This window comes from Pseudoxanthomonas sp. 134C1 (assembly GCF_057773065.1).
In genome coordinates this window covers 58,841-84,658 of sequence record NZ_JBYMTH010000004.1, presented here as the reverse complement: position 1 = coordinate 84,658, position 25,818 = coordinate 58,841, and the positions used below count along the sequence as shown (strand labels likewise).

General features: G+C 67.9%; 23 protein-coding genes. 3 read left to right on the top strand and 20 right to left on the bottom strand.

The genetic code is table 11. From position 1 onward, the window contains the following. Positions 1-12: 12 nt before the first annotated feature. Together AC3DEZ_RS09600 and birA are read right to left on the bottom strand one after the other, a co-directional pair. Positions 13-765 carry a type III pantothenate kinase gene (locus AC3DEZ_RS09600; RefSeq protein WP_488388016.1) on the bottom strand — a complete coding sequence of 251 codons (753 nt, stop codon included), beginning with the start codon at positions 763-765 and terminating at the stop codon, positions 13-15. Next, positions 762-1,775 (bottom strand): bifunctional biotin--[acetyl-CoA-carboxylase] ligase/biotin operon repressor BirA, encoded by a 1,014-nt coding sequence (gene birA / locus AC3DEZ_RS09595; RefSeq protein ID WP_488388015.1) that lies wholly within the window; start codon positions 1,773-1,775, stop codon positions 762-764. The genes AC3DEZ_RS09600 and birA overlap by 4 nt, the downstream gene beginning before the upstream one ends. A 182-nt stretch (positions 1,776-1,957) precedes the next feature. On the opposite strand from birA, the gene AC3DEZ_RS09590 reads away from it, so the two are divergent. Both AC3DEZ_RS09590 and AC3DEZ_RS09585 read left to right on the top strand, forming a co-directional pair. After that, a complete protein-coding gene (locus AC3DEZ_RS09590; RefSeq protein ID WP_447103424.1) occupies positions 1,958-2,293 on the top strand; it encodes a hypothetical protein in 336 nt (111 codons plus the stop codon). Positions 2,294-2,299: 6 nt separating this feature from the next. Then, positions 2,300-3,043, top strand: coding sequence for a M90 family metallopeptidase (locus tag AC3DEZ_RS09585; RefSeq protein WP_488388014.1), 744 nt, complete (start codon positions 2,300-2,302; stop codon positions 3,041-3,043). 30 nt (positions 3,044-3,073) lie between these two features. Here AC3DEZ_RS09585 and AC3DEZ_RS09580 read toward each other — a convergent pair whose 3' ends face one another. The 8 genes from AC3DEZ_RS09580 to AC3DEZ_RS09545 form a co-directional block, all read right to left on the bottom strand. Further along, entirely contained in the window at positions 3,074-4,441 is a 1,368-nt protein-coding gene (locus AC3DEZ_RS09580; protein WP_488388291.1) for an ATP-binding protein, read from the bottom strand. A 358-nt stretch (positions 4,442-4,799) separates the two neighbouring features. Continuing rightward, positions 4,800-5,486: a response regulator transcription factor gene (locus AC3DEZ_RS09575; protein WP_488388013.1), complete on the bottom strand. Its 687-nt coding sequence runs from the start codon at positions 5,484-5,486 to the stop codon at positions 4,800-4,802. Positions 5,487-6,126: 640 nt separating this feature from the next. Beyond that, positions 6,127-7,053: an arginine deiminase-related protein gene (locus AC3DEZ_RS09570; RefSeq protein WP_488388012.1), complete on the bottom strand. Its 927-nt coding sequence runs from the start codon at positions 7,051-7,053 to the stop codon at positions 6,127-6,129. Between the two features lies 1 nt (position 7,054). After that, positions 7,055-8,089, bottom strand: coding sequence for a tRNA dihydrouridine(20/20a) synthase DusA (dusA, locus tag AC3DEZ_RS09565; RefSeq protein WP_488388011.1), 1,035 nt, complete (start codon positions 8,087-8,089; stop codon positions 7,055-7,057). 198 nt (positions 8,090-8,287) lie between these two features. Next, positions 8,288-8,779: a YybH family protein gene (locus AC3DEZ_RS09560; protein WP_488388010.1), complete on the bottom strand. Its 492-nt coding sequence runs from the start codon at positions 8,777-8,779 to the stop codon at positions 8,288-8,290. Continuing rightward, a complete protein-coding gene (locus tag AC3DEZ_RS09555; protein ID WP_488388009.1) occupies positions 8,776-9,267 on the bottom strand; it encodes a nuclear transport factor 2 family protein in 492 nt (163 codons plus the stop codon). The genes AC3DEZ_RS09560 and AC3DEZ_RS09555 overlap by 4 nt, the downstream gene beginning before the upstream one ends. A gap of 116 nt (positions 9,268-9,383) precedes the next feature. Next, on the bottom strand, positions 9,384-10,211 hold the full coding sequence (locus tag AC3DEZ_RS09550; protein WP_488388008.1) for a LytR/AlgR family response regulator transcription factor: 828 nt from the start codon (positions 10,209-10,211) through the stop codon (positions 9,384-9,386). Between the two features lie 2 nt (positions 10,212-10,213). Further along, positions 10,214-11,359, bottom strand: coding sequence for a sensor histidine kinase (locus AC3DEZ_RS09545; protein ID WP_488388007.1), 1,146 nt, complete (start codon positions 11,357-11,359; stop codon positions 10,214-10,216). A gap of 218 nt (positions 11,360-11,577) precedes the next feature. Here AC3DEZ_RS09545 and AC3DEZ_RS09540 point away from each other — a divergent pair, with 218 nt between their 5' ends. After that, positions 11,578-12,681, top strand: a complete 1,104-nt coding sequence (locus AC3DEZ_RS09540; RefSeq protein ID WP_488388006.1) for a PQQ-dependent sugar dehydrogenase — start codon at positions 11,578-11,580, stop codon at positions 12,679-12,681. A 33-nt stretch (positions 12,682-12,714) separates the two neighbouring features. Here AC3DEZ_RS09540 and AC3DEZ_RS09535 read toward each other — a convergent pair whose 3' ends face one another. The 10 genes from AC3DEZ_RS09535 to AC3DEZ_RS09490 all read right to left on the bottom strand — a co-directional run bounded on the left by AC3DEZ_RS09535 (position 12,715) and on the right by AC3DEZ_RS09490 (position 25,815). Beyond that, positions 12,715-13,443, bottom strand: coding sequence for a response regulator (locus AC3DEZ_RS09535; RefSeq protein ID WP_488388005.1), 729 nt, complete (start codon positions 13,441-13,443; stop codon positions 12,715-12,717). A gap of 17 nt (positions 13,444-13,460) precedes the next feature. Further along, entirely contained in the window at positions 13,461-16,091 is a 2,631-nt protein-coding gene (locus tag AC3DEZ_RS09530; protein ID WP_488388004.1) for an ATP-binding protein, read from the bottom strand. A gap of 4 nt (positions 16,092-16,095) precedes the next feature. Then, on the bottom strand, positions 16,096-16,701 hold the full coding sequence (gene kdpC / locus AC3DEZ_RS09525) for a potassium-transporting ATPase subunit KdpC (RefSeq protein WP_488388290.1): 606 nt from the start codon (positions 16,699-16,701) through the stop codon (positions 16,096-16,098). 35 nt (positions 16,702-16,736) lie between these two features. Further along, positions 16,737-18,785 carry a potassium-transporting ATPase subunit KdpB gene (kdpB, locus tag AC3DEZ_RS09520; RefSeq protein ID WP_488388003.1) on the bottom strand — a complete coding sequence of 683 codons (2,049 nt, stop codon included), beginning with the start codon at positions 18,783-18,785 and terminating at the stop codon, positions 16,737-16,739. 10 nt (positions 18,786-18,795) lie between these two features. Beyond that, positions 18,796-20,514, bottom strand: coding sequence for a potassium-transporting ATPase subunit KdpA (kdpA, locus tag AC3DEZ_RS09515; RefSeq protein WP_488388002.1), 1,719 nt, complete (start codon positions 20,512-20,514; stop codon positions 18,796-18,798). 15 nt (positions 20,515-20,529) lie between these two features. Continuing rightward, positions 20,530-20,622: a potassium-transporting ATPase subunit F gene (locus AC3DEZ_RS09510; RefSeq protein WP_141455506.1), complete on the bottom strand. Its 93-nt coding sequence runs from the start codon at positions 20,620-20,622 to the stop codon at positions 20,530-20,532. Between the two features lie 11 nt (positions 20,623-20,633). After that, positions 20,634-21,353 (bottom strand): TorF family putative porin, encoded by a 720-nt coding sequence (locus AC3DEZ_RS09505; RefSeq protein ID WP_488388001.1) that lies wholly within the window; start codon positions 21,351-21,353, stop codon positions 20,634-20,636. A gap of 170 nt (positions 21,354-21,523) precedes the next feature. Continuing rightward, entirely contained in the window at positions 21,524-22,477 is a 954-nt protein-coding gene (gene secF / locus AC3DEZ_RS09500; protein ID WP_488388000.1) for a protein translocase subunit SecF, read from the bottom strand. A gap of 107 nt (positions 22,478-22,584) precedes the next feature. Next, the gene (locus AC3DEZ_RS09495) at positions 22,585-23,769 is read right to left on the bottom strand and encodes a CaiB/BaiF CoA transferase family protein (protein ID WP_488387999.1); all 1,185 of its coding nucleotides are present in this window, start codon (positions 23,767-23,769) and stop codon (positions 22,585-22,587) included. 138 nt (positions 23,770-23,907) lie between these two features. Next, a complete protein-coding gene (locus tag AC3DEZ_RS09490) occupies positions 23,908-25,815 on the bottom strand; it encodes a glycoside hydrolase family 127 protein (RefSeq protein WP_488387998.1) in 1,908 nt (635 codons plus the stop codon). Positions 25,816-25,818 lie beyond the last annotated feature (3 nt).

Sequence of the window (25,818 nt, the reverse complement as noted above, 5' to 3'; positions counted from 1 at the left end):
TATCCATGGCGGTCACTCCGCAGCATGGACGGGCCCGCCGGCCCGGGCCCACTGCGACAGGCCCTCCAGCACCAGCGAAGGCGCGAATTCCGACGCCGGCAGCCCATCACGCAGCGCCTCGGCACCACCGCCATGCAACAGCAGCGCAGGTGTTTCCCCCAGCGCCTGCGTGGCGAGCCGCAGGCTGCGCTCGACCAGGCCGAGCGCGGCGCCCTCGCAACCGGAAGCCAATGCATCCTCGGTATCGTCGGCGAACTCCCGGTACGCGCCCCCCGTCGACGGCAGGTGCGCGGCGGCCTGGTGCAGCGCGCCTCGCATCAACGCGGGGGAGGGTCCGATGCGTCCGCCACGGTGTTGGCCCTGCGCATCGATCAGATCGAGGGTGATGGCGGTACCGACGCCCACGACCATCCATGCGCGCGCGCCGCGGGCGCGCGCCGCGACCATGGCCAGGAAGCGATCCACGCCCAGTTTCTCCGGCCGCGCGTAGGCGATGCGCACGTCCGCGAACGCGATCTGCGTGCGCGCCAGCGAGATGCGCTGGAATCGTTCGGTCAGGGCATCGAGCACGGCCAGGGTCAAGGCGGGTGAAGCCACGCTGGCCAGGCAGGCCGAATCGGCTCGCTCCGGCAGATGGCGCCGCAGCGCATCGGCAAAACCGCGCTCGTCATGGCCGAACGCGGTCACCGCGCCCGGTTTTCCGCCGCCATCCACTCGCGCGCATTTGAGCCGCGAATTCCCCAGGTCGAACAACCACTGCGTCATTGCGTCCTCACACTGACTTCGCCCGCATGCACGCTCTCCCAGGCGCCATCGACGAGAACGCGCAGCGCGCCGTCCCCTGCCAGCCCCCCGGCGACACCGTGGCGCGTCTGGCGCGGATCCCGGATCGCCACCTCCCGTCCCGCCAGTACGTCCAGCGACGCGAAACGCGCCAGGAACGGCGCCAGGCCATCCCGATCGAATTCGTCCAGCGCGGGCAGCAACCGCGACAGCAGTGCCACCGCCAGCGTGTTGCGGTCCGCAACCGGTTCCGATTCATGCAGCGTCGCCAGATCGATCCACGGTTGATCGATCCGGGCCGCGAACGTGGATGGCATGCGCACGTTGATGCCGATGCCGATGATCGCCCGCACCGGACCGCCGTGCTCGCCGCCGCCCTCGACCAGCACGCCCCCCAACTTGCGGTCGTCCACCATCAGGTCATTGGGCCACTTGAGCCCGACCCCGGCGAACCCCAGCGCGCGCAAAGCTTCCGCCGTCGCAATGCCGGCCACCAGACTGAGCCCGCCCAGACGTGCCAGTCCACCGGAGAAGTGGCGGGCCAGCGACAGGTAGAGGTTGGCCGCGACCGGCGACGCCCAGTGGCGACCGCGCCGTCCGCGACCGCCGGTCTGCTGCTCGGCCAGCAGCACCGCCGCGCCCTGCGCGGGCGTGTCCCGGCGAAGCAGTTCGCTGTTGGTCGAATCCAGTGACCAGGCGACCTCCAGCGCCGCCAGGCCGGCTCGGCAGACCGGCGCCAGGGCCCGTTCCATCGCGTTGGCGTCCAGCAGCGTCAGGGGTTCGGCCAGGACATAGCCCCGGCCCGCCTTGGCATCGATCCGAACTCCCGCCTCGCGCAGGGATTCGATGCGCTTCCACATCGCCGCCCGGGTCAGGCCGGCGTCCCGGGCCAGGGCATCGCCGGATACCGGACCCGCCAGCAGGCGCGACAGCAGCTCGCGCTCCGCGCTCACCCGGCCCGCCCCCGACCGACGGCGCGGGTCGGAAAACACAAGTCCTGGGGAGTGGAAAGCGAATGGCGCATGCCGACATTATGCCGGGGCGGAACAGGCGCCGCCGGCACGCCTCGCCGCCGTTCCCGGCGGGCCTTGGCCTGTTCAGGCCGGCAATCCCTTTTCCGGCTATATTCAGCAGGATGGCCGCCGCTGCGGTGCCATCCGACAGGAGTCCTCCGATGCTTCGCGCCAGCTTCATCGTCCTGCTGACCTGCCTCTGCGCGCCGGCAATGGCGCAGAACGGTCGCGTGCTGTCGACCGTGACCGCATCGGCATGCCAGGAGATTGTCGCCAAGGCCACCGATGCGGCTCCACCCAGCGAGGCATCCACCCGCGCGGCGCGCGCATCCGTGCGCGACAAGTACACTCCCGCCGCGACCACTTCGACCAATACCGTGTTGCCCGTCGCGGGCAGCCGTGGCGGCGGTGGCGAGGACGAGAGTGATCCGACGCCGGTGCTGCCGCGCCCGCGCGCGCCGAAATGGCACAGCTTCCTGCCGGGCATGTTCCGCTGACCAGTGTTGCGCCTGTTCCGACGGCTCCGTCCGCCCGCTCCCCTGGATGAAACGATCTGGCAGCACGTCTGCCGCGAAACGCCCTGGATCCATCGACTCGATGAGGCGCGCCGCTGGCGCCTGCGCGCGCTGACCGAACGCTTCCTGCACGAAAAGACCATCACGCCGCTGGACGAACTCTCGCTCGATGAGCCGCAATGCGCGCAACTGGCGGCGCTGTGCTGCCTGCCGTTGCTGGAATACGGGCACCGCGGCTGGCGCGGCTGGTCGCAGCTCATCGTCTATCCGGACGCGTTCCGCGTACATCGCAGCCACACCGACGCGACCGGCGTGCAGCACGAATGGGAAGACGACCTGGCCGGCGAGTCCTGGGACGCCGGCCCGCTGATTCTGTCCTGGGCCGACGTGCAGGCGGATCTGGCCGAACCCGATGCCGGCTTCTGCGTGGCCGTGCACGAAGTGGCGCACAAGCTGGATGCGCTCGATGGCGAGATGGATGGCACGCCGCCCCTTCCCGGCGAATGGCGACGTCGCTGGGCGCAGGATTTCCAGCGCGCCTACGATCAGTTGTGCCAGGAAGTGGACCTGGGGCGCGAGACGCGCATCGATCCCTATGCGACCGAAGGCCCGGACGAGTTCTTCGCCGTGGCCACCGAGTACCACTTCTCGGCGCCGCGCCTGCTGCGCCAGGCGATGCCGGACGTGGCCGCGCACCTGCGGCGGTTCTACGGTCCACCACCGGAGTGGTGAGCGCCATCCGCGGATGCGGATGGCAACCGCTCAGAGGCCCTGTGGCAGGGTGACCACGAACTGGGCGCCGCCCAGTTCCTCCGAACGCTTGACCTGCAATTCACCGCGATAGTCGCGAATCAGGTCCTGCACGATCGACAGGCCGATACCGTGGCCATGCACGCGCTCGTCGCCGCGCACGCCACGCTGGAGGACCACTGGAATGTTTTCCTCGGTGATGCCGGGACCGTCGTCCTCGACCGACAGGTACAGTCCCGCGCGACGCTGGGGCGCCGCGGGCAGCGGTCGCACGGTCAGCAGGACGCGCGAACGCGCCCACTTGAACGCGTTCTCCAGCAGGTTGCCCATCAGTTCCTGCAGATCGCCGGTCTCGCCATAGAAACGCGCCTGCGGTTCGATCTCGAATTCGCACAGGACCCGCTTGCCGGCATACACCTTTTCCAGCCCGCTGACGATTTCCTCGGCATGCGGTTCGATCGGCACCGGCGCGGAGAACAGCTTGTGACCGCTCGAGGCGGCGCGCGCCAGCTGGTAGGACACCAAGCCGTTCATGCGCTTGAGCTGGTTGTCCAGTTCCTCGCGCAGCGCGGCTTCGCTGGCGCCGCTGTCCAGTTGGGTGCGCAGCACCGCCAACGGCGTCTTCAGGCTGTGCGCGAGATCCGCCAGCGTGTTGCGCTGGCGCTCCAGGTTCTCGCGCTCGCTCTCGATGAAGGCGTTGATGCTGTCGGTCAGCGGCTCAAGTTCGCGCGGATGGCGTTCGCTCATGCGATCGATCTGTCCGCCCTGCACGCGGGTGAGTTCGGTGATCACGCGCCGCAGCGGGCGCAGACTCCAGCGCAGTACCGCCATCTGCAGCAACAGCAGAATGAAACCCGCGCTGCCCAGGTACACCCACAAGGCGCCGCGGAACACCCGCATCTGCGCGTTGAGCGCCTGCGCGTCCTCGAGGATATAGATGCTGTAGGGAAATTCCGCCTCGGGGCCGCGTTCGGCCCAGACGAAGCCCACGCCATAGCGATAGACCTGGCTCTCACTGCCATCGGCGCGGCGATATGTTAGGGGGCCATCAAAAGATTCCTCACGCCCCGCAAGTGCGGGCGCAGCAGGCAGCACGGGACCTAATGTGGAAGCTGTACTCCATTTCCCCCCAGGAAGAAGAACTTCGGCAAATAACCCACTATCTGGCGTATCGAATCTTGGATCCGGTGGGTATTCAGGCGGAATGAGGCTACCGTCCCTTGCAAAATCAACTTTTGAATAGGCTATTGCATAGCTGCGAAGCTGCTGTAATAGATTGTCTTTTGCTGTCGCTTGGAAAGCCTTATCCAACGCGTATCCAGCAAGAGCCAGAAAAGCAACCAAACCAATACTAGCTGCGAGCAACTGTCTAGCACGCAATGAAACCGGCATTGAGCGCGCTTTCATTGTCACTCAACTCATCCTTTCATCGCTATTGAACAATGGTAGCTTCCGACTTCTGGCAAGCCGCCAGGAAAAGTCACAGGAAAGTGAAATGAAAAAAACATCTATTCTTCTTGGATTGATCGTCGCGTTTGCTTCCACTACAGCGCTCGCACAGTCGGGGCCGGCCCCGGGACGAGTTACCACTCTCTGCAATTCTTCCTACTGCGTAAAGGGATACTGGGACAAGAGTGGTCGCTTTATCGTTATTCGCGTTATGGAACCGAAGATGAAATAACCAATAATGGGGCAGGTGATACTTCGCCTGCCCCATTGTTGTCGTTCCCCCGGTGACTCATTCTTCGTTAGTACGCGGGATGGCGAAGCGGTAGCCGCGGCCGCGCACGGTTTCGATCGGCTTCAGTTCGCCTTCCGGATCCAGCTTCTTGCGCAGGCGGCCGATGAAGACTTCCAGCACGTTCGAATCACGATCGAAATCCTGCTGGTAGATGTGCTCGGTCAGATCGGCCTTCGAGACCAGTTCGCCGGCGTGCATCATCAGGTATTCCAGCACCTTGTATTCGTAGCTGGTCAGATCGACGTTGCCGCCGTTGACGCTGACCGTCTGCGCGGCCAGGTCCAGCGCGACCGGACCACACTCCAGGGTGGGCTTGCTCCAGCCGGCGGCGCGGCGCAGCAGCGCGTTGACGCGCGCCAGCAGTTCCTCGACGTGGAACGGCTTGACCAGATAGTCGTCGGCGCCCTGCTTAAGGCCCTCGACCTTGTCCTGCCAGCTGGAACGCGCGGTCAGGATCAGGATCGGGAATTTCTTGCCCTCGTCGCGCAGGGCCTTGATCAGCTCCATGCCGGACATCTTGGGCAGGCCGAGATCGATGATGCCCACGTCGAACGGGACTTCGCGGCCCATGTAGAGGCCTTCCTCGCCGTCCTGGGCGGCGTCGACGGCGAAGCCTTCGCGCTTCAGACGGGCGGCCAGGGTTTCGCGCAGGGGGGCTTCGTCTTCGACCAGCAAGATACGCATGGACTCTCCTTGGAATGCGGGCGACCTCTGAGCCGCCCGTGCTTACGATTCTACGTAAGACTACTGTTATTAAAGGTTATTTCCGCGTGCAGAAGGGGGAGACTGCTCGTTGTCTTCCCCTTTCGAAGAACGACGACGACTACCGCTGGTATCGTCCATGTAACGTACGCGACCACGCTCATCGACGTACTTGATGCGATTTATGTCCCGACCATCAAAAGGTACTTGTTCTGCGCTAAGCACACGGATATCGCGCCCCCGCTGCAATCGCCGCACTGAATCAGCAAGCGAATCGTGGCTGTTTTCACGCGAACCATATGACGCACGCCCACCGCGCTCGGAGGACCGTTCGTCACGCTCACTATTCCTTTGTCCCTGTCCCTGTCCCTGTCCCCGGCCTTGAGCCTGGGCGTTGGCCCCGGCCACAACGGTCATGCTGCCGGCGAGGGCCAGCAGTGCCACGAACGCGATGGAAGAAAGTGTGCGATGCATAACGGAATCGTAACGGATCTCGGCTCGCCAAACTGAACGGAAGCCGAAACCACTTCTAGACCAATGGACGCAAAGTCTTGGCTTCGGGCGGTGAATCCGGTCTGAACTTATCCACAAGCCTGCCGGGTCCATTCAGCTAACGGAACGCTCAGAAAATCTCGCCGACACAACACCTTAGCGAACCTCCGCCCGCCTCGATGGCGGCCAGCGGGACCTCGCGGACGGTGAATCCCGCCGTCCTTTCCAATTGCCGGCGCGTGGCCGCCGAAAGCGCTTCCGCCGCCCGCCGGCTCATCCACACGCTGTCCGGACGCAAGGCTATCGCGTTGGCGGCAAAGGCGGCCTGCTCATCCGCCGACAGGGGGATGGCCAGCGCGCCGTAGAGCTCGGCCAGGGTGGCCGGCACCCGCGGGTCGGCGAAGCCCATCGGAGACAACAGGGCCGCACGGCCCGCGAGGACCGCCAGCACGACGTTGGTGTGGTACTCGCCCGGGGCCAGATCGAAGATCAGGGTGGCGCGCAGGCCGAAGGCCTGGTGCATCAGCGCCGCGCCGGCCTCGTCGCAGCGCTCGGACAGGCCGCAGAAACCCAGGCCGCGCGCGCGGTCGATGACCAGCGCCCCGGTCAGTTCGCAGGGATGTGGCTGTGCCGAAAGATCGTGTTCCCGATAGCCGAGGGTATCGCGGAAGAATCCGCGGATATCCCCGCGCGCCGCTTCGCGCTGCCTGACCTCGTGGCGCATGCGGCCGACGATCAGTCGGCCGGGCGCGGTCGCGAAGACGTTGTTGGGAAATACGGCGTCCGGCGTCGCCGGGTCCCCGGCAAATGCAATCACCGGCAGTTCGCTGGACAGGGCGCGCTGCAGCGCCCGGTGTTCGGCCAGCGCCGCGCCGGCATCGAAATCCGGAGCATCGGCCATGTAGCGGTTGTCGGACGCCGATTGTTCCGCGCGGACGAAGCCCTCCGGAGTGACCAGGAACGCGGCCCGGGCGGTGGCCGGCCCGAAGTCCGGCGCGGTGTCGCGGGCGGCGCGCAGAAAAGCCTGACAGTCCCGCGTCGGCTGCGTGCCGGACATGTCAGGCGGCCGGCTGCAGGCGCGATTCGGTCGCCGCCAGGGCGCGCTCCACCAGCGACCAGTCCGCACCCGGTCGATGGGCGCCTTCGCTGAGGATCTGGCGGAACATGCGTCCGCCGGGCTGGCCATGGAACAGGCCCAGGACGTGACGGGTGATGTGCTTGAGCGCCACGCCCGCCGTCAGCCGCGCTTCCACATAGGGGCGCAATGCGCGCAGCAGTTCGGCGCGGCCGCGCAGCGGCGCGCCCCACAACGAGGCTTCCAGCGCATGCAGCAGATAGGGTTCGTGATAGGCGGCGCGGCCCAGCATCACGCCATCGCTATGGCGAAGATGGACTTGCACGTCGGTTTCGGTGGCGATGCCGCCGTTGACCGCGATGGTCAGGTCGGGGCGTTCCTGCTTGAGCTGGTAGGCCCATTCGTAGCGCAGCGGTGGAATCTCGCGATTCTCCTTCGGCGACAGTCCCTGCAGCCACGCCTTGCGCGCGTGCACGAAGAACGTCGTGCAGCCCGCATCCGCCACGGTGTCGATGAAGGCGCGGAAACGCTCGTAGTCTTCCAGTTCGTCCACGCCCAGCCGGCACTTCACCGTCACCGGGATGGCGACCGCGGCGATCATCGCCGCCACGCTGTCGGCCACCAGCGCCGGCTCCTTCATCAGGCAGGCGCCGAAGCGGCCGGCCTGCACGCGGTCGGAAGGACAGCCGACGTTGAGGTTGATCTCGTCATAGCCCCACTCCTCGCCGATGCGCGCGGCCCGCGCCAGCAGCTCGGGCTCGCTGCCACCCAGTTGCAGTGCGACCGGATGTTCCCCCGCATCGAAACCGAGCAGGCGATCGCGATCCCCATGGATCACCGCCTGCGCGTGCACCATCTCGGTGTACAGACGCGCATGCGGCGACAGCAGCCGGTGGAACACGCGGCAATGCGAATCCGTCCAGTCCATCATCGGGGCGACGGACAGGGTCACGCCTTCCTCTATTTCGGGACTGCGGAGCTTCGCCCCTGTCGGGACGGCGGTTTCCAGCGGCTGCATGTTCGTGGGGGTTCCAATGGCGTCGCGCGGACATTCGGGCGGCCTGGTGCGGCGATCCGGGCCGCGGATCCGCGGCCGCCAGGCGCCTGCGCGGGCCATTATCGCCCATGTCGCCCGAATCGCCGGATGCGGACTGTCCGCCTCGTCCAGCCGTCGGCGCCGCCAGGGTGACGCCGGCTTCCCGGAAGGTCGTGCGCCCTACCCGGCCACCGCCGGGCCATCGGTGCTGATTGCCTCGGCGGTGACCACCCAGCGCGATCCATTCCATCGCCAGGTGACCAGATGCTTGCCCTTGACCCGCATCCGCCGTCCTTCGGACAGGACGGTCGCCTCGAACTCGCCCAGTTCGTAGGCCATGTCGCCGGACGCCGCGGCAATGATTTCCGTCGGCCGGAACCTGGCCGAGTACCCCGGCGTATCCAGGCGCTCCCGGAACCATGCGCGGATCGCCGCCTTTCCACGAATGATGGGGCCGCCGTGGGTCAGGAACGCCGCGTCCTCGTCGTAGTTCTCCATCACCCGATCCAGGCGGCCCGCGAAGAGATCCTCGGACCATCGGGTGTCAATGGCGCGGATCGCTTCGGCGGCGTCGTGGGTTGCCGGCGCGTCCGCCGCCGTCGCGTGAGGCGCGGCGATGGACAGGAACAACAGCGTGGCGAGGAACAGACGCGCGGATTTCCAGCGCCTCATCCCGCCTGGCCTTCCGCCTTGCGTCCAAAATAGGAAATCTTGTTGGCGATCTTCCACTCGGCGCCGACCTTCAGCAGCAGGAAGTAGTCGGTGATCACGACCGCGCCATGATCCAGGGTGATGCGGGCGGTACCGGCGCTTCCGGAAGCGTCCATGAAATCGATGCTGCGCACGCGGGACGCTTCGTCGGCCGCGGCCTTGCCCTTGAAGAACGAGCAGAACTCGTCCAGCGTCAGCGAGGCCACTTTGCCGTCGCGCACGCTCTCTATCCGCGCGCTCGGCAGGAAGGCCTGGCGCATGTGGGACGCTTCGCCGGTGGCCTGTCCGCGGAAGTAGTGATTGATCGCCTGGCGCATGCCTTCCTGCGCGGCGGGATCCTGCTGCGCCGCCGGGCGGGCCGCGGGCGCTTCGGCAGGCAGCGCTTGGACGCCTGCGGTCAGGGTGATGAGGGCGCCCGCGAGCAGGCCACGAAACCGCTGCTGGTTCATTGCACGTCTCCTTGGGGATGCAGCCTCAGAGTGGCGGGCGCGACATCCCCGGACAATGGCTTCCACCGCGGATTCCGCACGCTTCGGCGCAACCAGGGTCGCGCCGTGGGCCGGCCTTACTTGAACAGGGCGAGCCGGTCGCGATAGCTGCGCGATAGCTTCAGTTCCTGTCCGCAATCCAGAGTCAGGAAGTATTCGCCGTTGAGGTGTGGGCGCAGCGAGCTGACCCGCCCGGCGTTGACCAGGGTCGAACGGTGGATGCGCGGAAACCGGGCCGGATCCAGTCGTTTCTCCAACTGCCCGAGCGTTGCGCGCAGCACATGGGTGTCGCGATCGGTATGGATGCACAGGTAGTCGCCGGCGGCATCGACCCAACGGATGCTGGCGCGCGGCAGGCGCAACGTGCGTGCGCCGTCGCGGATGGCCAGCGGCGTATCCGCGTCGCGCAGTTCCCGTGCGCCGCCGGCCTCCAGCGCCTCGCCCAGGGTCAGTGCGGGCCGGCCGCTGAGCGCGCCAAGCAGACCAAGCAGTCTGGCGCGATGATCACTGGCGTCGCGGCGGTCCAGCGCCTCGCGCACCCGGTACAGGGCCTGGTGCAGGCGGCTGTCGTCCACCGGCTTGAGCAGGTAGTCCACCGCGCTCGCCTCGAATGCATTGAGCGCATAGTGGTCATAGGCGGTGACGAACACCACCAGCGGCATCTGCTGCGCCGGAATCGCGCGCAGGGCGGCGAAGCCGTCCAGGCCCGGCATCTGCACGTCGAGAAACAGCAGATCCGGGGCATGCTCGGACACCGCGCGCACCGCCGCCGCGCCATCGCCGACCTGGGCGACGATATGGATGTCGCGTTCGCCCGCCAGGCGCAGTTCCAGGCCGCGCCGCGCCAGTGGCTCGTCATCGGCGATCAGGGTCCGGATCATCCTGTCGTTCGCAGCTGGTGGCATGGTCACTCCCGGGGTGCGCCGCCGGCTTCGAACGGCAGGATCATCGTCACGATGAATCCGCCCTCCTCGCGGTTGCGGATGTCGAAGCGCTGCCGCTCGCCGTAGAGCACGCGCAGCCGGTCGCGGGTGTTGGCCAGGCCCACGCGGTTGCCGCGCGGCGCGGTATCCGGCGGCGCTCCACCGTGGTCGAGTGCCGGCCACCCGGGGCCGTCGTCGAGGACCGACAGCAGCAGGCGTTCGCCCTCGCGCGCGGCGCGCAGTCCAATCGTGCCGCCTTCCACCCGCTTGGCCACCGCGTATTTGATGGCGTTCTCCACCAGCGGCTGCAACAACAGGCTCGGCAGCAGCGCCGACCAGCAGGCGGGCTCGATCTCGACTTCCACCCGCAGGCGATCGGCGAAACGGGTCTTCTCGATGTCCAGGTACAGGCCGATCGCATCCAGTTCCTGCTTCAGCGTCACCCGCTGCATCGGATCGTTGTCGAGCGAGTGGCGCAGGAACGCGCTCAATCCCTGCACCATCCGGTTGGCGGTGGCGTTGTCGCGATCCAGCACCAGGGTGGAGATGGCGTTGAGGGTGTTGAACAGGAAATGCGGGTTCAACTGGTAGCGCAGCATCTTCAGCTGCGCCTGGTGCGCCATCGCGGTCGCCGCCAGCGCCGCTTCGGTCTGCATGCGCAGTTTCCGCCAGGTGGTCATGACCAGGTAGAGGCTGGTCCAGCCCACCAGCACGTAAAGCTGGCTGATCGTGTAGGTGAAGTAGCCGAACCGGGTGAAAGGCAGGCATTGGCTGCACCCGCCCTGGTCGGTGACCAGCTTGTAGGCCAGCGCCATCGCCGCCGCAATCAGCAACACCGGCACGATCATCAGCAGCGCCATCCGCGCCGGCGGCTGATCGGCGCATGCCCGCAACAGATAGCGCAGTCCCAGCGTACCGAGGAATCCGGTCATCGCCACCGCAAGGAACACGGTCCAGTACTCGGCCGGCTTGCCGTTGGCGAGCGCGGAGAAGTAGTTGACCAGGAACACACCGCCCCAGCCGCCCACGTGCAGCCACCAGAACAGCGCGTTCCCGGGCCACGCCGGCGGCGGCTCGACGGTCGGTTGCCACGAAGCGGAAGGAGGGAGGGAAGCGGGATCCGGAGTCATGGCGCGTGTGGTGCGGGCCGGTGGACAGGATAGGTCGCGCCGCGTGCCGGGCTTTCCGGCGCGGCTCGGTTCGGCGCGCATGCGCAACGTCCTGGCGCAAATGGACCGACAGGCATTGCGGCAATGGCTAGCCTCGACCACGACACGGGCAAACCCCTCCTCCAAGACGGACGCGCGTCCGGCACGGACGGCGAGGCACCATAACAAAGGAATCGTCGATGCTGTTCGAACTGATGCTGGCGGCGGGCATGACCACCGCACCCGCCCCTGTGGAAACCATTCCCGTCGCCACCGGACTCCGGCGTCCCTGGTCGATGGCGTTCCTGCCCGACGGGGACTTCCTGGTGAGCGAAAAGGAAGGCGGGTTGATCCGCATCGGACCGGATGGCGCGAAGCATCCGATCGCCGGCATGCCGGATGACCTCGTCGATACCTTCCAGGGCCGCGGCGACAACAGCGGCCTGTTCGACGTGGTGCTGCATCCGGATTTCGCGAGCAACCGGCGCCTCTACTTCACCTACGCGTCGCAAGGCGCGGACGGCCTGACCACCGGCCTGGCCACCGCGCGCCTGCTGGATGACCGGCTGTCCGAGGTCCGCCCGCTGTTCGCGGCCACTCCGCGTTCGGCCGAACGATTCCACTATGGCGGCGGCCTGTTGATCGACCGCCAGCGCCACCTGTACCTGACCGTCGGCGAACGGCATTTCCGCGAAGGCGACAACCCGCCCCTGCCGGTCGCTCAGGATCCCGCGGACAGGCGCGGCAAGATCTATCGCTTCACCCTTGACGGCGAACCGGCGCCCGGCAATCCCGATTTCGGCGCGAACGCGGTGCCGGGACTCTACGCGCTCGGCATCCGCGCCGCGCAGGGACTGGCGCAGGCGGCGGACGGACGCATCTGGATGTCCGAACATGGCACCCACCGCGGCGACGAGGTCAACGTGCTGCGCCCCCGCGCCAACTACGGCTGGCCGGTGCATACCTCGGGCCGCTACCGCACTACCGGCTATCGGCCACAGACGCTGCCCGGAGCGATCTACACCGCGCCCGCATGGACCTGGACGGATCGCACCGTCGCGCCCACCGGCCTGGTGATCTACAGCGGCTCGCAGTTCCCGGAATGGCGCGGCGACATGCTGCTCGCCGGTCTGTCCACCGGCAGCCTGCTGCGGCTGGATGTGGAGGGCGATCGCGTGCTCGGCGAGGAAGTGCTGCTCACGGGGACGCGCCTGCGCAACGTGAAGCAGGCGCCGGACGGCGCGCTCTATCTGCTGACGGACGAGCCGGAGGGACGGCTCCTGCGGCTGGAGCGACGCCCGTGATCCGTGCATGCCACCCGCGTGGGGCGTGCCGCGTCAGTGCCCGCCATCGATGAAGCGCAGGCCCACGCCCGGCTCGGTGGCGATGTAGCGCGGCGCGGACGCGTCGTCACCGATCTTCTGGCGCAGCTTGCCGACCAGGATGCGCAGGTAGTGGGTGTCCTGCTGGTGGGTGGGTCCCCATAGCTCGCGCAGCAGCTGCGGTTGGGTGACCACCCGGCCGGCGTGACGCAACAACAACGACAGCAGCGCGAATTCCTTGCGGCTCAGTGCCAGCGGTTCGCCGTCCAGCAATACCTCGCGCCGGACCAGATCGACGTGCAGATGACCGTCGTCGAACACCACCGGCGCCTCCGCCGTCGCGCTCACCTGGATGCGCAGCAGGCCGCGGATGCGCGCCATCAATTCCTGTACGCCGAACGGTTTGGTCACGTAGTCGTTGGCGCCGGCGTCGAGCGCGGCGACCTTCTCCTGTTCACCCGCGCGCACGGTCAGCATGATCACCGGCACCTGCGAGAAGCCGCGGATTTCGCGCAGCACCTCGTGGCCGTCGCGATCCGGCAGGCCGATGTCCAGGATCACCAGATCCGCACCCGGCGAAGCGAGCGCGGCCAGGCCGGAGGCGCCGTCCTCGGCCAGCAGCACCCGGTAGCCCTGCGCGCGCAGGCTGATATCCAGAAACTTGCGGATCTGCGGCTCGTCGTCGACCACCAGGATGCGGACCGGGGGCGCGGACGAAACCGGGACGGTGTCGGCGGGATTCAAGGCGGGACCGGCGAGACTCAGGGATGCAGAAGGGGAAGCGTAATCCTGATCGTGGTGCCGCGGCCATCCGGCCCGGGAAGCGCCTCCACGCTGCCGCCGTGGGCACCGATCATGCCCTGGCAGATGGTCAGGCCCAGGCCGGTGCCCTGGCGGCCGCGATCGCCGCGCTCCACGCTGTAGAACATGTCGAAGATGCGGCTGCGCTCCTGCTCCGGGATGCCCGGACCGCGATCGCGCACGTCGATGCGCAGTTGCCCGTCAGCCAGGCGCGCCTCGACCTCGACCGGCTCGCCGCGCGGCGAGAACTTGGCGGCGTTCTCCAGCACGTTGAACACCGCCTGCTCGACCAGCGCCGGATGCACCCAGATCGGCGGCAGGTCGGTGGCGATCCGGGTCTGCAGCCGCACTTCCGGCTGGTAGCGCTGCAGCCGTCCGACCGCCGAGCCGATCAGTTCGTCCACGTTGATCCAGTCGCGGTTGAGGGTCAGCCCGGTATGGCCCAGGCGGGTCATGTCGAGCAGGTTCTGGATGTAGCGATCCAGCCGCTCGCCCTCATGCTGGATGGTGTCCAGCAGCGCCTTGCGGTCCTCCGCGTCCATGGCGTCGGCGTAGTTCGCCAGGCTGCTGGCCGAGCCGATCATCGAGGCCAGCGGCGAGCGCAGGTCATGCGAGACCGAAGACAGCAACGCCGAGCGCAGGCGCTCGGTCTCACCGGTAATGCGCGCGCCTTCCAGATCCGCGACCAGCCGGGTGCGCAGCGCGGCCTGGGCGATGTCGTCGGCCATCGCCTCGGCCATCCTCCGCCGCTCGAACGCCAGGCGCGGCAACTCGCGCGGGAAGCGCACGCCGGCCACCCCCATCACCCCGCGTGCATCGCGCAGCGGCAGGAACCACCAGGCGGACCCGGCAAGCGTATCGGTGAATCGGCCGGTGGCCTGCGCATGCTGCTGCGCCCAGTCGGCCGCGGCCAGATCCTTGCCCTCCAGCACCACGCCGTTCGACGCCGCCACCTGTCCGTCCCAGCGCAGCCACGCTTCCGCGTCCATCGCGACGGCCAGCGCATCGCGGCCGGCGGCCAGTACCTGGCCCAGGTCCGCCGCACTGGTGAGCTGCCGCCCGAGCGTCTGCAAGGCGGTGGCGTGGGCATTCGCCGCGCGCAGCGCCAGCACCTGCATGCGCAGGCGCGAGGCCAGCCGGCCGGCGACCAGCGCGGCCAGCAGGAACAGGAACACCGTGGTCACGCCCTGCGAGGCGCCGATGTTGAAGGTGAAACGCGGGTCGATGAAGAAGAAGTTGTAGGCCAGGAAACTCAGCAGCGCCGCCACCACCGCCGCCGCCATCCGCGTGCGGGTGGCCACCAGCACCACCGCGACGATGAACACCATCGACAGATCATCGATGCCGGTCCAGCGTTCGACCAGCCAGGACACGCCCACCGCCAGCATCGCCGCGATCGCCGCGAACAGCAGATCGTTGCGCAGCATCGGCATGTCGGCGCGGTTCCAGCGTCGGCGCGATCGCGCGCGCGCTTCCGGCGTGTTGATGATGACCAGTTCGTAGTGCGCGGCCCGCTGCAGCAGTTGCTGGGTCAGGGTGCGATTGAACATCCGCGCCACCGGGCGCTCGCGGGTGCGCCCCAGCACCAGCGTGGACGCGCCGCTCTGGGCGGCGTGATCCAGCAGCGCGTCGGCGATGCTGTTGCCGTGCACCACATCGGTCTGCGCACCGAGCCGGCGCGCCAGCGCGAACGCGCGATCCAGTTCCAGCTGGGTCGCTTCGCCGGCTTCGCGCGCCTGCACGGTGACCACCGTCCATGGCGCGTCGCGGCGCTCGGCCAGGCGGCGGGCGACCCGCACCAGGTACTCCGACTGGCCCATGCCATCGATCGCCACCAGCACCCGCCGGCGCAGCGCCATGCCCGGCAGGCCGCGCGCGGTCCGGGTATCGCGCAGATCGTTGTCGACGCGATCGGCGACGGTCTGCATCGCCAGCTCGCGCAGCGCGATCAGGTTGGACGGCGAGAAGAACGCCTGCAACGCCTGCGCCGCCTGATCCGGCAGGTAGACCTTGCCCTGGTGCAGGCGCTCAATCAGCTCGCGCGGCGGCAGGTCTACCAGCACGATGTCGCGCAGGCGATCGAATACCGCGTCCGGCACGGTCTCGCTGACCCGCACGCCGGTGATCCGGTGGACCACGTCGTTGAGGCTTTCCAGGTGCTGGATGTTGATCGTGGTGTAGACATCGATGCCCGCTTCCAGCAGTTCCATCACGTCCTGCCAGCGGCGCTCGTGGCGACTGCCGGGCGCGTTGCGGTGCGCCAGTTCGTCGACCAGCGCGACCTTGGGCCTGCGCGCCAGCAACGCGTCCAGATCCATCTCGTCCAGCCAGCGTCCCTGGTAGCTGACCCGTCTGCGCGGCACCACCTCCAGGCCCTCGGTGAGCGCTGCGGTCTCGCTGCGACCATGGGTCTCGACGACGCCAATCACCACGTCCACACCCTGCTTGCGCATTTCCCGCGCGCGCGAAAGCATCGTGTACGTCTTGCCGACGCCTGGCGCCGCACCGAGGAAAATGGTCAGGCGGCCGCCCGCCTCGCGGTGCAGGCCGTCGATCAGGGCGTCGGCTTGGCGGCTGCGGACGTCGGTCATGCGTCTATTGTGCCTGCGTGGCGGCGGGCAGCGCGTCCAGCGCCAGGTTCAGGCGCAGGACGTTGACCCGGGGCTCGCCGAGCAGGCCCAGCTGCGGGGACTCGGTGTGGCGCTTGACCAGTTCCGCCACCGTCGCCGGCGGCAGGCCGCGCGCCTGGGCAACGCGGGCGATCTGCACGTCCGCGCCACGCGGGCTGACATGCGGATCCAGGCCGCCGCCGGACTGGGTAACCAGATCGGCGGGCACGTCGGCCGGCGCGATGCCGTCACGCACGGCCACCGCCGCGCGGGTCTCGTCGATGCGCTTGCGCAGGTCCGGATTGCCGCGCGACTGGTTGCTGCCGGCAGCCGCCATCGGGTCGTAGCCGGCCGCCGATGGACGCGGCTGGAAGTAGCGCGGGTCGGCGAACGGCTGCGCCACCAGCAACGACCCGGCCACGTGGCCCTGTACGTTGAGGATCGAGCCGGTCGCCTGCGCGGGGAACAGGCCGCGTCCCAGCCCCGTGCCGGCCAGCGAGTACAGCAGGCCGAAACCCAGCAACGACACCAGCGCCAGACCGATGGAGGGACGCAGCAGGCCGGCGCGGGTGATCTGCGGCGACGCGACGATCTTGTAACTAACGGGAGATTGCATGTCGTTTTTCCTCAGGCGCCGGTCACGAGTGACAGCGCCATGTCGATCAGTTTGATGCCCACGAACGGCAGCAGCACGCCGCCCACGCCATAGATCAGCATGTTCCGCCGCAGCAGCACGGTGGCGGTGGCGGGGCGGAAGCGGACGCCGCGCAGGGCCAGCGGAATCAGCGCCGGAATGATGATCGCGTTGAAGATCAGCGCGGCCAGCACGGCATTGGCGGGACTGGACAGGCGCATCACGTTGAGCGCGGCCATCTGCGGCAGCGCGGCGGCGAACAGCGCCGGCAGAATGGCGAAGTACTTGGATACGTCGTTGGCGAGCGAGAAAGTGGTCAGCGCGCCACGCGTGATCAGCTGCTGCTTGCCGACTTCGACCACCGCCAGCAACTTGGCCGGATCCGAATCCAGATCGACCATGTTGCCGGCCTCCTTGGCCGCCTGGGTACCCGAGTTCATCGCCAGGCCCACGTCGGCCTGCGCGAGCGCCGGCGCGTCGTTGGTGCCGTCGCCGACCATCGCCACCAGTCGTCCGGCAGCCTGTTCGCGACGGATGCGGGCGAGCTTGTCCTCCGGCCTGGCCTCGGCGATGTAGTCGTCGACACCCGCTTCGGCGGCGATGGCCGCGGCGGTCAGCGGATTGTCGCCGGTGATCATCACGGTCTGGATGCCCATCGCGCGCAAACGGGCGAATTTCTCCTTGATGCCGTGCTTGACCACGTCGGACAGTTCGACCACGCCGAGCACGTGCCGGCCCTCGGACACCACCAGCGGGGTGGCGCCGCCGCGGGCGACCTGCTCGATGCGCGCGGCCAGTTCGTTGGGCACGTTGCCACCCTGCGCCTGTACGTGCCGGCCAATGGCGTCGCCGGCGCCCTTGCGGATCACCCGGTCTTCCACATCCACGCCGGACATCCGGGTCTGGGCGGTGAACTGCAGGTACGTCGCCTGATCCGGCTCGTCCAGGGTGCAGCCCTGCTCGCGCGCAAGCCGCACGATCGATTTGCCTTCCGGGGTCGGGTCGGCCAGCGAGGCCAGCAGCGCGGCGTCGCGCAGCTGCGACTTGTCGATGCCGGCCAGCGGATGGAACGCGGTGGCCTGGCGATCGCCGTGGGTGATGGTGCCGGTCTTGTCCAGCAGCAGCACGTCCACGTCGCCGGCCACTTCCACCGCCTTGCCGGACTTGGCCAACACGTTGGCCGACAGCGCGCGGTTCATGCCGGCGATGCCGATGGCCGGCAGCAGGCCACCGATGGTGGTCGGGATCAGGCACACCAGCAGCGCGATCAGCAGCAGCGGCTCCACCTTCACGCCGACGAAGGCACCGATCGCCGGCAGCGTCGCCACCACGATCAGGAAGGTCAGCGTCATCGCCGCCAGCAGCAGGGTCAACGCGATCTCGTTGGGGGTCTTCTGGCGGTTGGCACCTTCCACCAACGCGATCATCCGGTCCAGGAAGCTGTGCCCGGGCTCGGCGGTGATCTTCACCACGATCTCGTCGGACAGCACCTTGGTGCCGCCGATCACGCCGGAACGATCGGTGCCGGCCTCGCGCAGCACCGGCGCCGATTCACCGGTCACCGCCGACTCGTTGATGGTCGCCAGGCCACGGATGATCTCGCCGTCGGCGGGAATCTGCTCGCCCGCCGACACGATGACGTAGTCACCCGGGCGCAGTTCGGCCGCGGGAATGCGGGTTTCGGCGCCTCCCAGCGCGGTCTCCACCCGGCGCGCGACCAGATCCTTGCGCGCGCGCCGCAGCGATGCGGCCTGACCACGGCCGCGCGCTTCGGCCACCGCCTCGGCGAAGTTGCCGAACAGCACCGTCACGAACAGGATCGCGGTCACCGCCCCGCCGAAGCCGGCCGGCGCCACCCCGGCCAGCGTGATCACCGCCGACAGCAGGGTGCCGCCCATCACCACCGCCATCACCGGGCTGCGGATCAGATGCCGCGGCGCCAGTTTGAGGAAGGCATCGCGCAGGGCCGCGCGGAAGGCCGCGCCGTCCATCAGCGCCGGATGATCCCGGCGGGTTTTTTCCTGGTATGAAATCGTCGTCATGGAAGTGTTCTCAGTGCGCGGCCAGCGACAGGTGATCGGCGATCGGTCCCAGCACCAGCGCAGGCATGAACTGCAACACGGTGAGGATCACGACCACGGCCACCAGGGTCAGCGCGAAGGTAGGCGTTTCGATGTGCAGGGTGCCGGCCGATTCGGCGGCGCGGCGCTTGCCGGCCATGCGCGCGGCGACCACCAGCGGGATGATCAGGGCGGGAAAGCGTCCCAGCGCCAGCGCCACCACGCAGCTCAGGTTCCACCAGTAGGTCGCGTCGCCGAGTCCCTCAAAGCCGGAACCATTGTTGGCGAAGGCGGAGGTGTATTCGTAGAAGACCTGGCTGATCCCGTGGAAGCCGGGGTTGGAGTTGCCGGTGATCGATGGAACGGCCAGCGTGATCGCGGTCAGGCCCAACACCACCAGCGGCTGCAGCAGGATCAGCAGCGCCAGCAGGCGGACTTCGCCGGCCTCGATCTTGCAGCCGAACAGTTCCGGGGTGCGTCCGGTCATCAGGCCGGCCAGGAACACGCTCAGCAGCAGGTACACGATGAATTGCTGCAGGCCGCAGCCCACGCCGCCCCAGATCGCGTTGACCAGCATGTTGACCAGCGCCACCAGCCCGGTCATCGGCGCCAGCGAATCGTGCATGGCGTTGACCGAACCGTTGTTGACCTGGGTGGTCACCGCCGCCCACAGCGCGGACGCGTCGGCGCCGATGCGCACCTCCTTGCCTTCCATCAGCGCCGGATCGGCGGCGGTCGCCGAATGCGCCTCGGACCAGATCGCCGCGCCGGTGGAGACCGCCGACATCAGCATCATGCTGCCGAACACCAGCGCGGTGAATTTCCGGCGGCCGGTGAACGCGCCGACCATGAACACCACCGACACCGGGATCAACAGGATGCCCAGCGTCTCCAGCAGGTTGGACAGCGGGGTCGGGTTTTCCAGCGGCACCGAGCTGTTCGGACCGTACCAGCCGCCTCCGTTTGAACCCAGCTGCTTGGCCGCGACCATCGCCGCGACCGGGCCCAGCGGGATCTTCTGTTCGCCCATGCCGGCGCTGCTGTCCACCGGCGTCGCCACCGGACCGGCGGCGAGCGTGGACGGCACGCCCTGGCTGGTGAGCAGCAGCGTCCACACCAGGCACAGCGGAAGCATGAAGCGGACCGTCGAACGCACCACGTCGGACCAGTAGTTGCCCACGTCCACGCGCTCGCTCGCCTGTCCTGCGCCACCCTCCTGCGCGGCGTTGGCGCCGCCGCGGCCACCGAACAGCGCGCGCAGCGTCGCCACCACCATCGCCAGGCCCATCATCGGCGTCACCACCTGCAGCCCGACGATGCCGGTCATCTGCGAGAGGTATGAGAGCTGCGCCTGGCCGGAGTAGTGCTGCTGATTGGTGTTGGTCAGGAACGACACCATCGTGTGCAGCGCGGTGTCCCAGCGCATGTTCGGGATGTCGTCGGGATTGAACGGCAACCAGGCCTGGGTCATGAAGATGATCCAGGCGATCAGGCCGACGATCAGGTTGCTGAGCAGGAACGCGCCGGCGTAGCCGCGCCAGTTCATGCCGCGTTCCGGACGCGTGCCCAGCAGCGCGTAGATCGGTTTTTCGATCCAGCCGAACAGCCGGTCGCCGCGCATCGGCGCGCCACGCATCACCGCCGCCAGGTAACGGCCCAGCGGCCAGCCCAGCGCGATGGCGAGCGTGAAGACGAGAAATGCTTCAGTCATTGTCGTTCATCCGCATCAGAATTCTTCAGGACGCAGGATCACGTACAGCAGATAGCCCGCCGCCACGATCACCGCGATGCCACACAACAGGGCCAGCCAACCAGGCATGGGAGTTCTCCTCAGAAAGACGCTTGCAGGGCCGCCTCGACGCGCGAGCCGGCCAGATCCGGAAACAGGCGTTTGGTGGAATCATCGGTGGCGTGCGCGGTCACGCGCAGTTCGAACGGCGCCTTGAACGCCCACACCGCGCCCAGTTGCGCGTGCGCGTAGCTGTCGCCATAGGCGTCGTCCAGCCAGTAGTGGCCGACCACCCCTTCCAGCCGCCACTGTTCGCCCAGCGGAACACGCGTACCCAACTGTGCGTAGGTGCCGTTGCGGTCCGTCGCCAGCGCGTCGTTGGACCAGCCGACCTGCACCCAGGTGTTCTGCTTCCAGGTCACGGTGCCGTTGAGTTCGGACCAGTTGAGGTCCACGGTCGTGCCGGGATAGCGGTAGTGGGTGAGATTGACGTCGAGCGCCCAGTCATCGGCGAGGTTGCCGGCCCAGCCGACGACGAAATCGAATTCGCTGGAGGCATGCGTTTCGGGGGCGAATTCCACGTTGGAGCCCCACACCGATCCGTAAAGACCGTTGCCGGCGGCGGCCTTGAAGCCGGCCTGGATCGCCGGATCGCCCTGGGTCTGGCTGGTGCCGCGCCAGATGTAGTCGGTGGTGAGGGTGGCGTTGCCACTCACGGTGGCCGCATGGGCCAGCGGCAACGCGCCCAGCAGCAAGGCTCCCGTCATCAGCGACAGGAAGCGCCGGTGGCGCGGGTGGACGGCTTGAATGCGAGACTTCATGGTTTTGCTCTTGGTAAGGCCTTTCGGCCGGGGATTAGTGTGCGTAGCCGCCGCGTAAACTCTCCATTCGAGTGCCCACCCCACCCCGTAAATTCGGCGTAAAAACGCGCGGAAATGGCTTTACGGAAGGCTTTGCGTGGGTGTTGCGGGAGATCGGGCGGCGGCGGCGTTCAGGGGCGTCGATCCAGATCGCTCCGGTCGGCCGTGCGTGGAATCAGGTCTTTCGGCTGGATCCGCAGTGCGCCGACGGACAGCAACGGGCAGGCCACCAGGATCGAGGACAGGGTGGCGATACCCACACCGGCCATCAGCGTGGACGACAGCCCGCGCAGCGAATCGCCGCCGTAGAGATAGAGCGCCAGCACCGAAAGCAAGATCACCAGCGAGGTGACCAAGGTGCGTGACAGGGTCTGGTTGATCGCGGTGTTCATCAGCGGGATCGGATCTCCACGGTGACGGCGGAAGTTCTCCCTGACCCGGTCGAACACGACGATCTTGTCGTTGATGGAAACGCCCATCACCGATAGCAGGCCCGCGATGACGGTCAGGTCCACGTCCCATTCCAGCAAGGAGACCAGCGCTGCCACCAGCAGCAGATCGAACAGGGTGGTGGCGCTGGCTGCGACGGCGAACTTCCATTCAAAACGGAAGCCGACATAGACAAGGAATCCGCCCAACACCACCAGCAGCGCCATGAGGCCGTTGCCGGCCAGTTCGCGGCCCACCTGCGGGCCGACGTATTCCGTGCGCAGCACGTGGCCGTCCCAAGTGGACAGCACGCCGTCGACGGCGTCACGGATCGCCTGTTGTTCGTCCGATCGCACGCCATCGCTGCCGGTACGGATAAGTACGTCGTGGCCGCTGCCGTATTGCTGCACCTGGGCGCCTTCCAAGCCGACGGCGCGCAGATCCCGGCGCAGCGCTTCCAGCCCCACCGGCCGCTCGAAGCGGGCTTCAACCAGGACGCCGCCGGTGAAGTCCAGCGCGAATCGATAGCCTTTGACGGCGACGATGGTGATCGCCGCCAATGCAAGCAGTGCCGCGCCCACCAGCGTGAACCGGCGCCAGCGCATGAAATCGATGCGCGGTTGATCCGGCACCAGGCGCAGAGGAAAGAGCTTCAATGTCGCGTCCGCTTGAACAGAGCGCGACATGATGGAGACAGGTGGCATAAAGCCACCATTCGCGGGTGGCCCCATCCGCGTAAAACCGGCGTAACGCCGGTGGCCGGTCAGTCGCCTTCGTGCTCGGGCAGGACTTCGCCCAGCACGGCGTCGGTGTGCTGATCGAACACCGGCGCGGCGAAAGGCGCCGGCCCGGGCGTGCGGCCGAACGCGATGGGCCGGGTCACGCCGCGGTAGCGGCCCACGGCCGGGTGTTCGATGCTGGCGACGATGTCCTCGGCCAGCACCTGCGGGTGATCGAACATATCCTCGATCCGGCGCGCCGCGGCGCAGGGCACTTCATCGCCGAACAGGGCTTCCCATTCGAGCGCGGTGCGGGTCGCGAGCGCCTCGTGCAGCAGCGGCACGATCTCGTTCGCATGCTCGGCGCGCTTGCGCACGCTGTCGTAGCGTTCGTTCGTGGCCAGCGCGTCCAGTCCGGTCTTCTCGCATAATGCCTTCCAGAACCGCGGCGTATTGGCGGAGATGTAGATGTGGCCCTCGCGCGCCGGATGGATGCCGGTGACGCCGCCGGAGCGCATGTCGCGGCCGATGTCGAGCGATTCGCCCTCGGCCCAGATCATCCGCGCCGACTGCATGGTCAGCGCGCTGCGCAGCAGCGACACGCCGACGAACTGGCCACGGCCGCTGCGCTCGCGCTCGTACAGCGCCGAAGACACGCCCGCCGCCAGCAGCGCGGCGGCATAGTAGTCCACCACCGAACCGTAGGTGATTTCCGGCGCGCCGCCGCGCTTGCCCTGCAGCGTGCACATGCCGGTCATGGTCTGCAGGACCTGGTCGTAGCCGGCCTTGTCCTTCATCGGGCCGTGTTCGCCATAGCCGGTGACGGCGCAATAGATCAGGCGCGGATTGATCAGGGCCAGCCGATCGAAATCGATGCCCAGCCGTTTCGGCACGGCGGGGCGGAAGTTGTGCACCAGCACGTCGGCCTCGCGCACCAGCCGCAACAGCGCGGCCAGGCCCCCGGCGCTCTTCAGATCCAGGACGATGCCGATCTTGCTGCGGTTCACGCCCATGAACGCGCGGCTTTCGGCTGCGAGCGTGGACGGATACTTGCGCAGGTTGTCGCCGTCGGGCGGCTCGATCTTGATGACCTGCGCGCCCTGATCGGCCAGCAGGGTGCAGCCATACGGCCCGGCGATGTAGGCGCTCAGATCCAGCACCTTGACGCCGCTGAGCGGTCCGGCGGGGCCTTCGCGCCGCGCCAGGGCGAAGGGAGACGGGTTATCCATGCGTGAATTTTCCATCGGGTGCCGCGAGCCGTGCCGGGGCCAGTCTCCCGCATGCCCCGGTGGCAAAACAGCGGGGACGGATATTTTCTGCGGCGACAAATTCTTGCTTGCCCGGCGCGTGCATGGCGTCCTCCCGGATCAACCGGCCTCCGGTTCCGGATCCGCCCGCCAGCGATCCGGCGCCAGCGACAGCCAGCCCAGCCGCCAGGCGCCGTCGTCGCGGCCACCGGCGCGGTAGTAGGGACTGAAGCGCAGCGGCGCGCGGCAGGACAGGCGCATTTCCACGTCCACGCCCGGCCCGCCATCGGCCGCCGGCGATTCGCGCAGCCAATCCATCGGCGCGTCGTCCGGCAGGCGGACCGCCTCCTCGTGCTTGAAGCCGTCGATGAGCCCGGTCGCATACGCCAGCGGCCCGCGGGTCAGGCCCACATACTCGTAGCGCAGCACCTGCTGGCGCACCGGCGAACCGTCCGGCGCGCGTGATTCCTGCACGTTGCGGCTGCGGCGGTGATGCAGGACCGGCGTCATCGGCAGGCGCAGCGACACCGTGTCGCCCGGCTGCCAGTCGCGATCGACATCCAGCCATTCACCGGGCGTGCCGGCGATATCCAGTGCTTCGCCGTTCACCGCCACACGGGCGCCTTCGGCCCAGGCGGGAACGCGCAGGCGCAGGGTGAAGCGCATCGCCCGTGCCGGTTGCAGCTCCAGCATCACGTCGCCGTCGAACGGGTAACCGCCCGACTGGACGACCCCGACCTCGCCACCCGGCAGCGCCAGCCGCGCCTGTCCGGGACCATGGAGATTGACCTGCAACGCGCCGTCGTCGGCCACGCCGTAGGCCAGCGGCGGCAGTTCCTCCCAGGCCATCGCGCCGCTGGATTTGCAGCAACGCCAGTAGGTGGTATGCACGCGCGGGCCGTTGGGGAACGAGTAGTAGCACCAATCCTCGCCGTTGGGCGCGGCGGCACCGAGCAGATCGTTGTAGGCGATGCGCTCGATTTCCTCGGCGTGGCGCGCGTGACCGGTGATCCGCAGCAGCTCGCGGTTGAGTTGCAGCCACGCCAGCACCGAACAGGTTTCCACGTAGGCCTGCGGACTGAACACGCCGGCGGGATTGAATACTTCGCGCGACCGATGCGCCACGCCGCCCCAGGGACCACCGCCCAGGGTCAGATGGTGTTCGCGGATGTTGCGCCAGAGATGTTCGACCGCATCGCGGTAGCGCGCTTTCCCGGTCGCCCGGTGCAGCTTCGCCAGCCCGACCAGGTTCCAGGCCAGCTGGTAGGCCTTGCCGGTGGCGATCTCGGATGCGTCCGCGCCTTCCAGCGCCCGGCGGATCAGCCGCAGTCGCGGCTCCGCGTCGGCCTGTTCGGCGATCCGCTCGGCCAATTCCAGGTAACGCAGGTCGCCGGTCGCCAGGTGCAGTTCCACCGCCGGATCCATCAGCACCGTGGCCGACATGCCGAAGTGGTTGCCGAGCGTGGTGATGTCGATGCCGCCTTCGCCCAGCGTGCGCCAGCACAGATCGCCGATGCGCTGCGCGGCGGCGAGGTAGCGGTCATCGTCCAGTGCGCGCCAGGTTTCGATCAGGCCGAGGATCAGGTAACTGTGGGTCCAGATGTCCCAGGTGCGCCAGGCGGGCGCGCCGTCCCAGCTGACCGGCTTGGGCGGCTGCGGGCGCATGAAACGGCGTTCGGGCGCGTAGTTGCCCAGATAGCCGTCATCGGCCTGGCGCGACAGCAGGTAATCGGCGACGGCGCGCAGGTTCTCGCGCAGGATGTCGTCACCGCTGCGCGCCACCGCGCGCGCGGCCGCGTACAGCCACTTGCCCGCATGTTCGCCGTACCAGTCGCCTTCCAGATTCTCGCGGGTGTGCTCGGGATGGAAGATCGCGATCGCCGGGCTGTCCGCGCCGGTGATGAAGTGGCCGAGGCGACCGCGCCGGCTGGCTTCGATGGCCTCTCCCAGCACGCCGCCCAGCGCCACCGCGCCGGCCGCTGCGGGGGCGAAGCGATCACCCCGCCGCTCCTGTCCGTTCATCGCCATGCC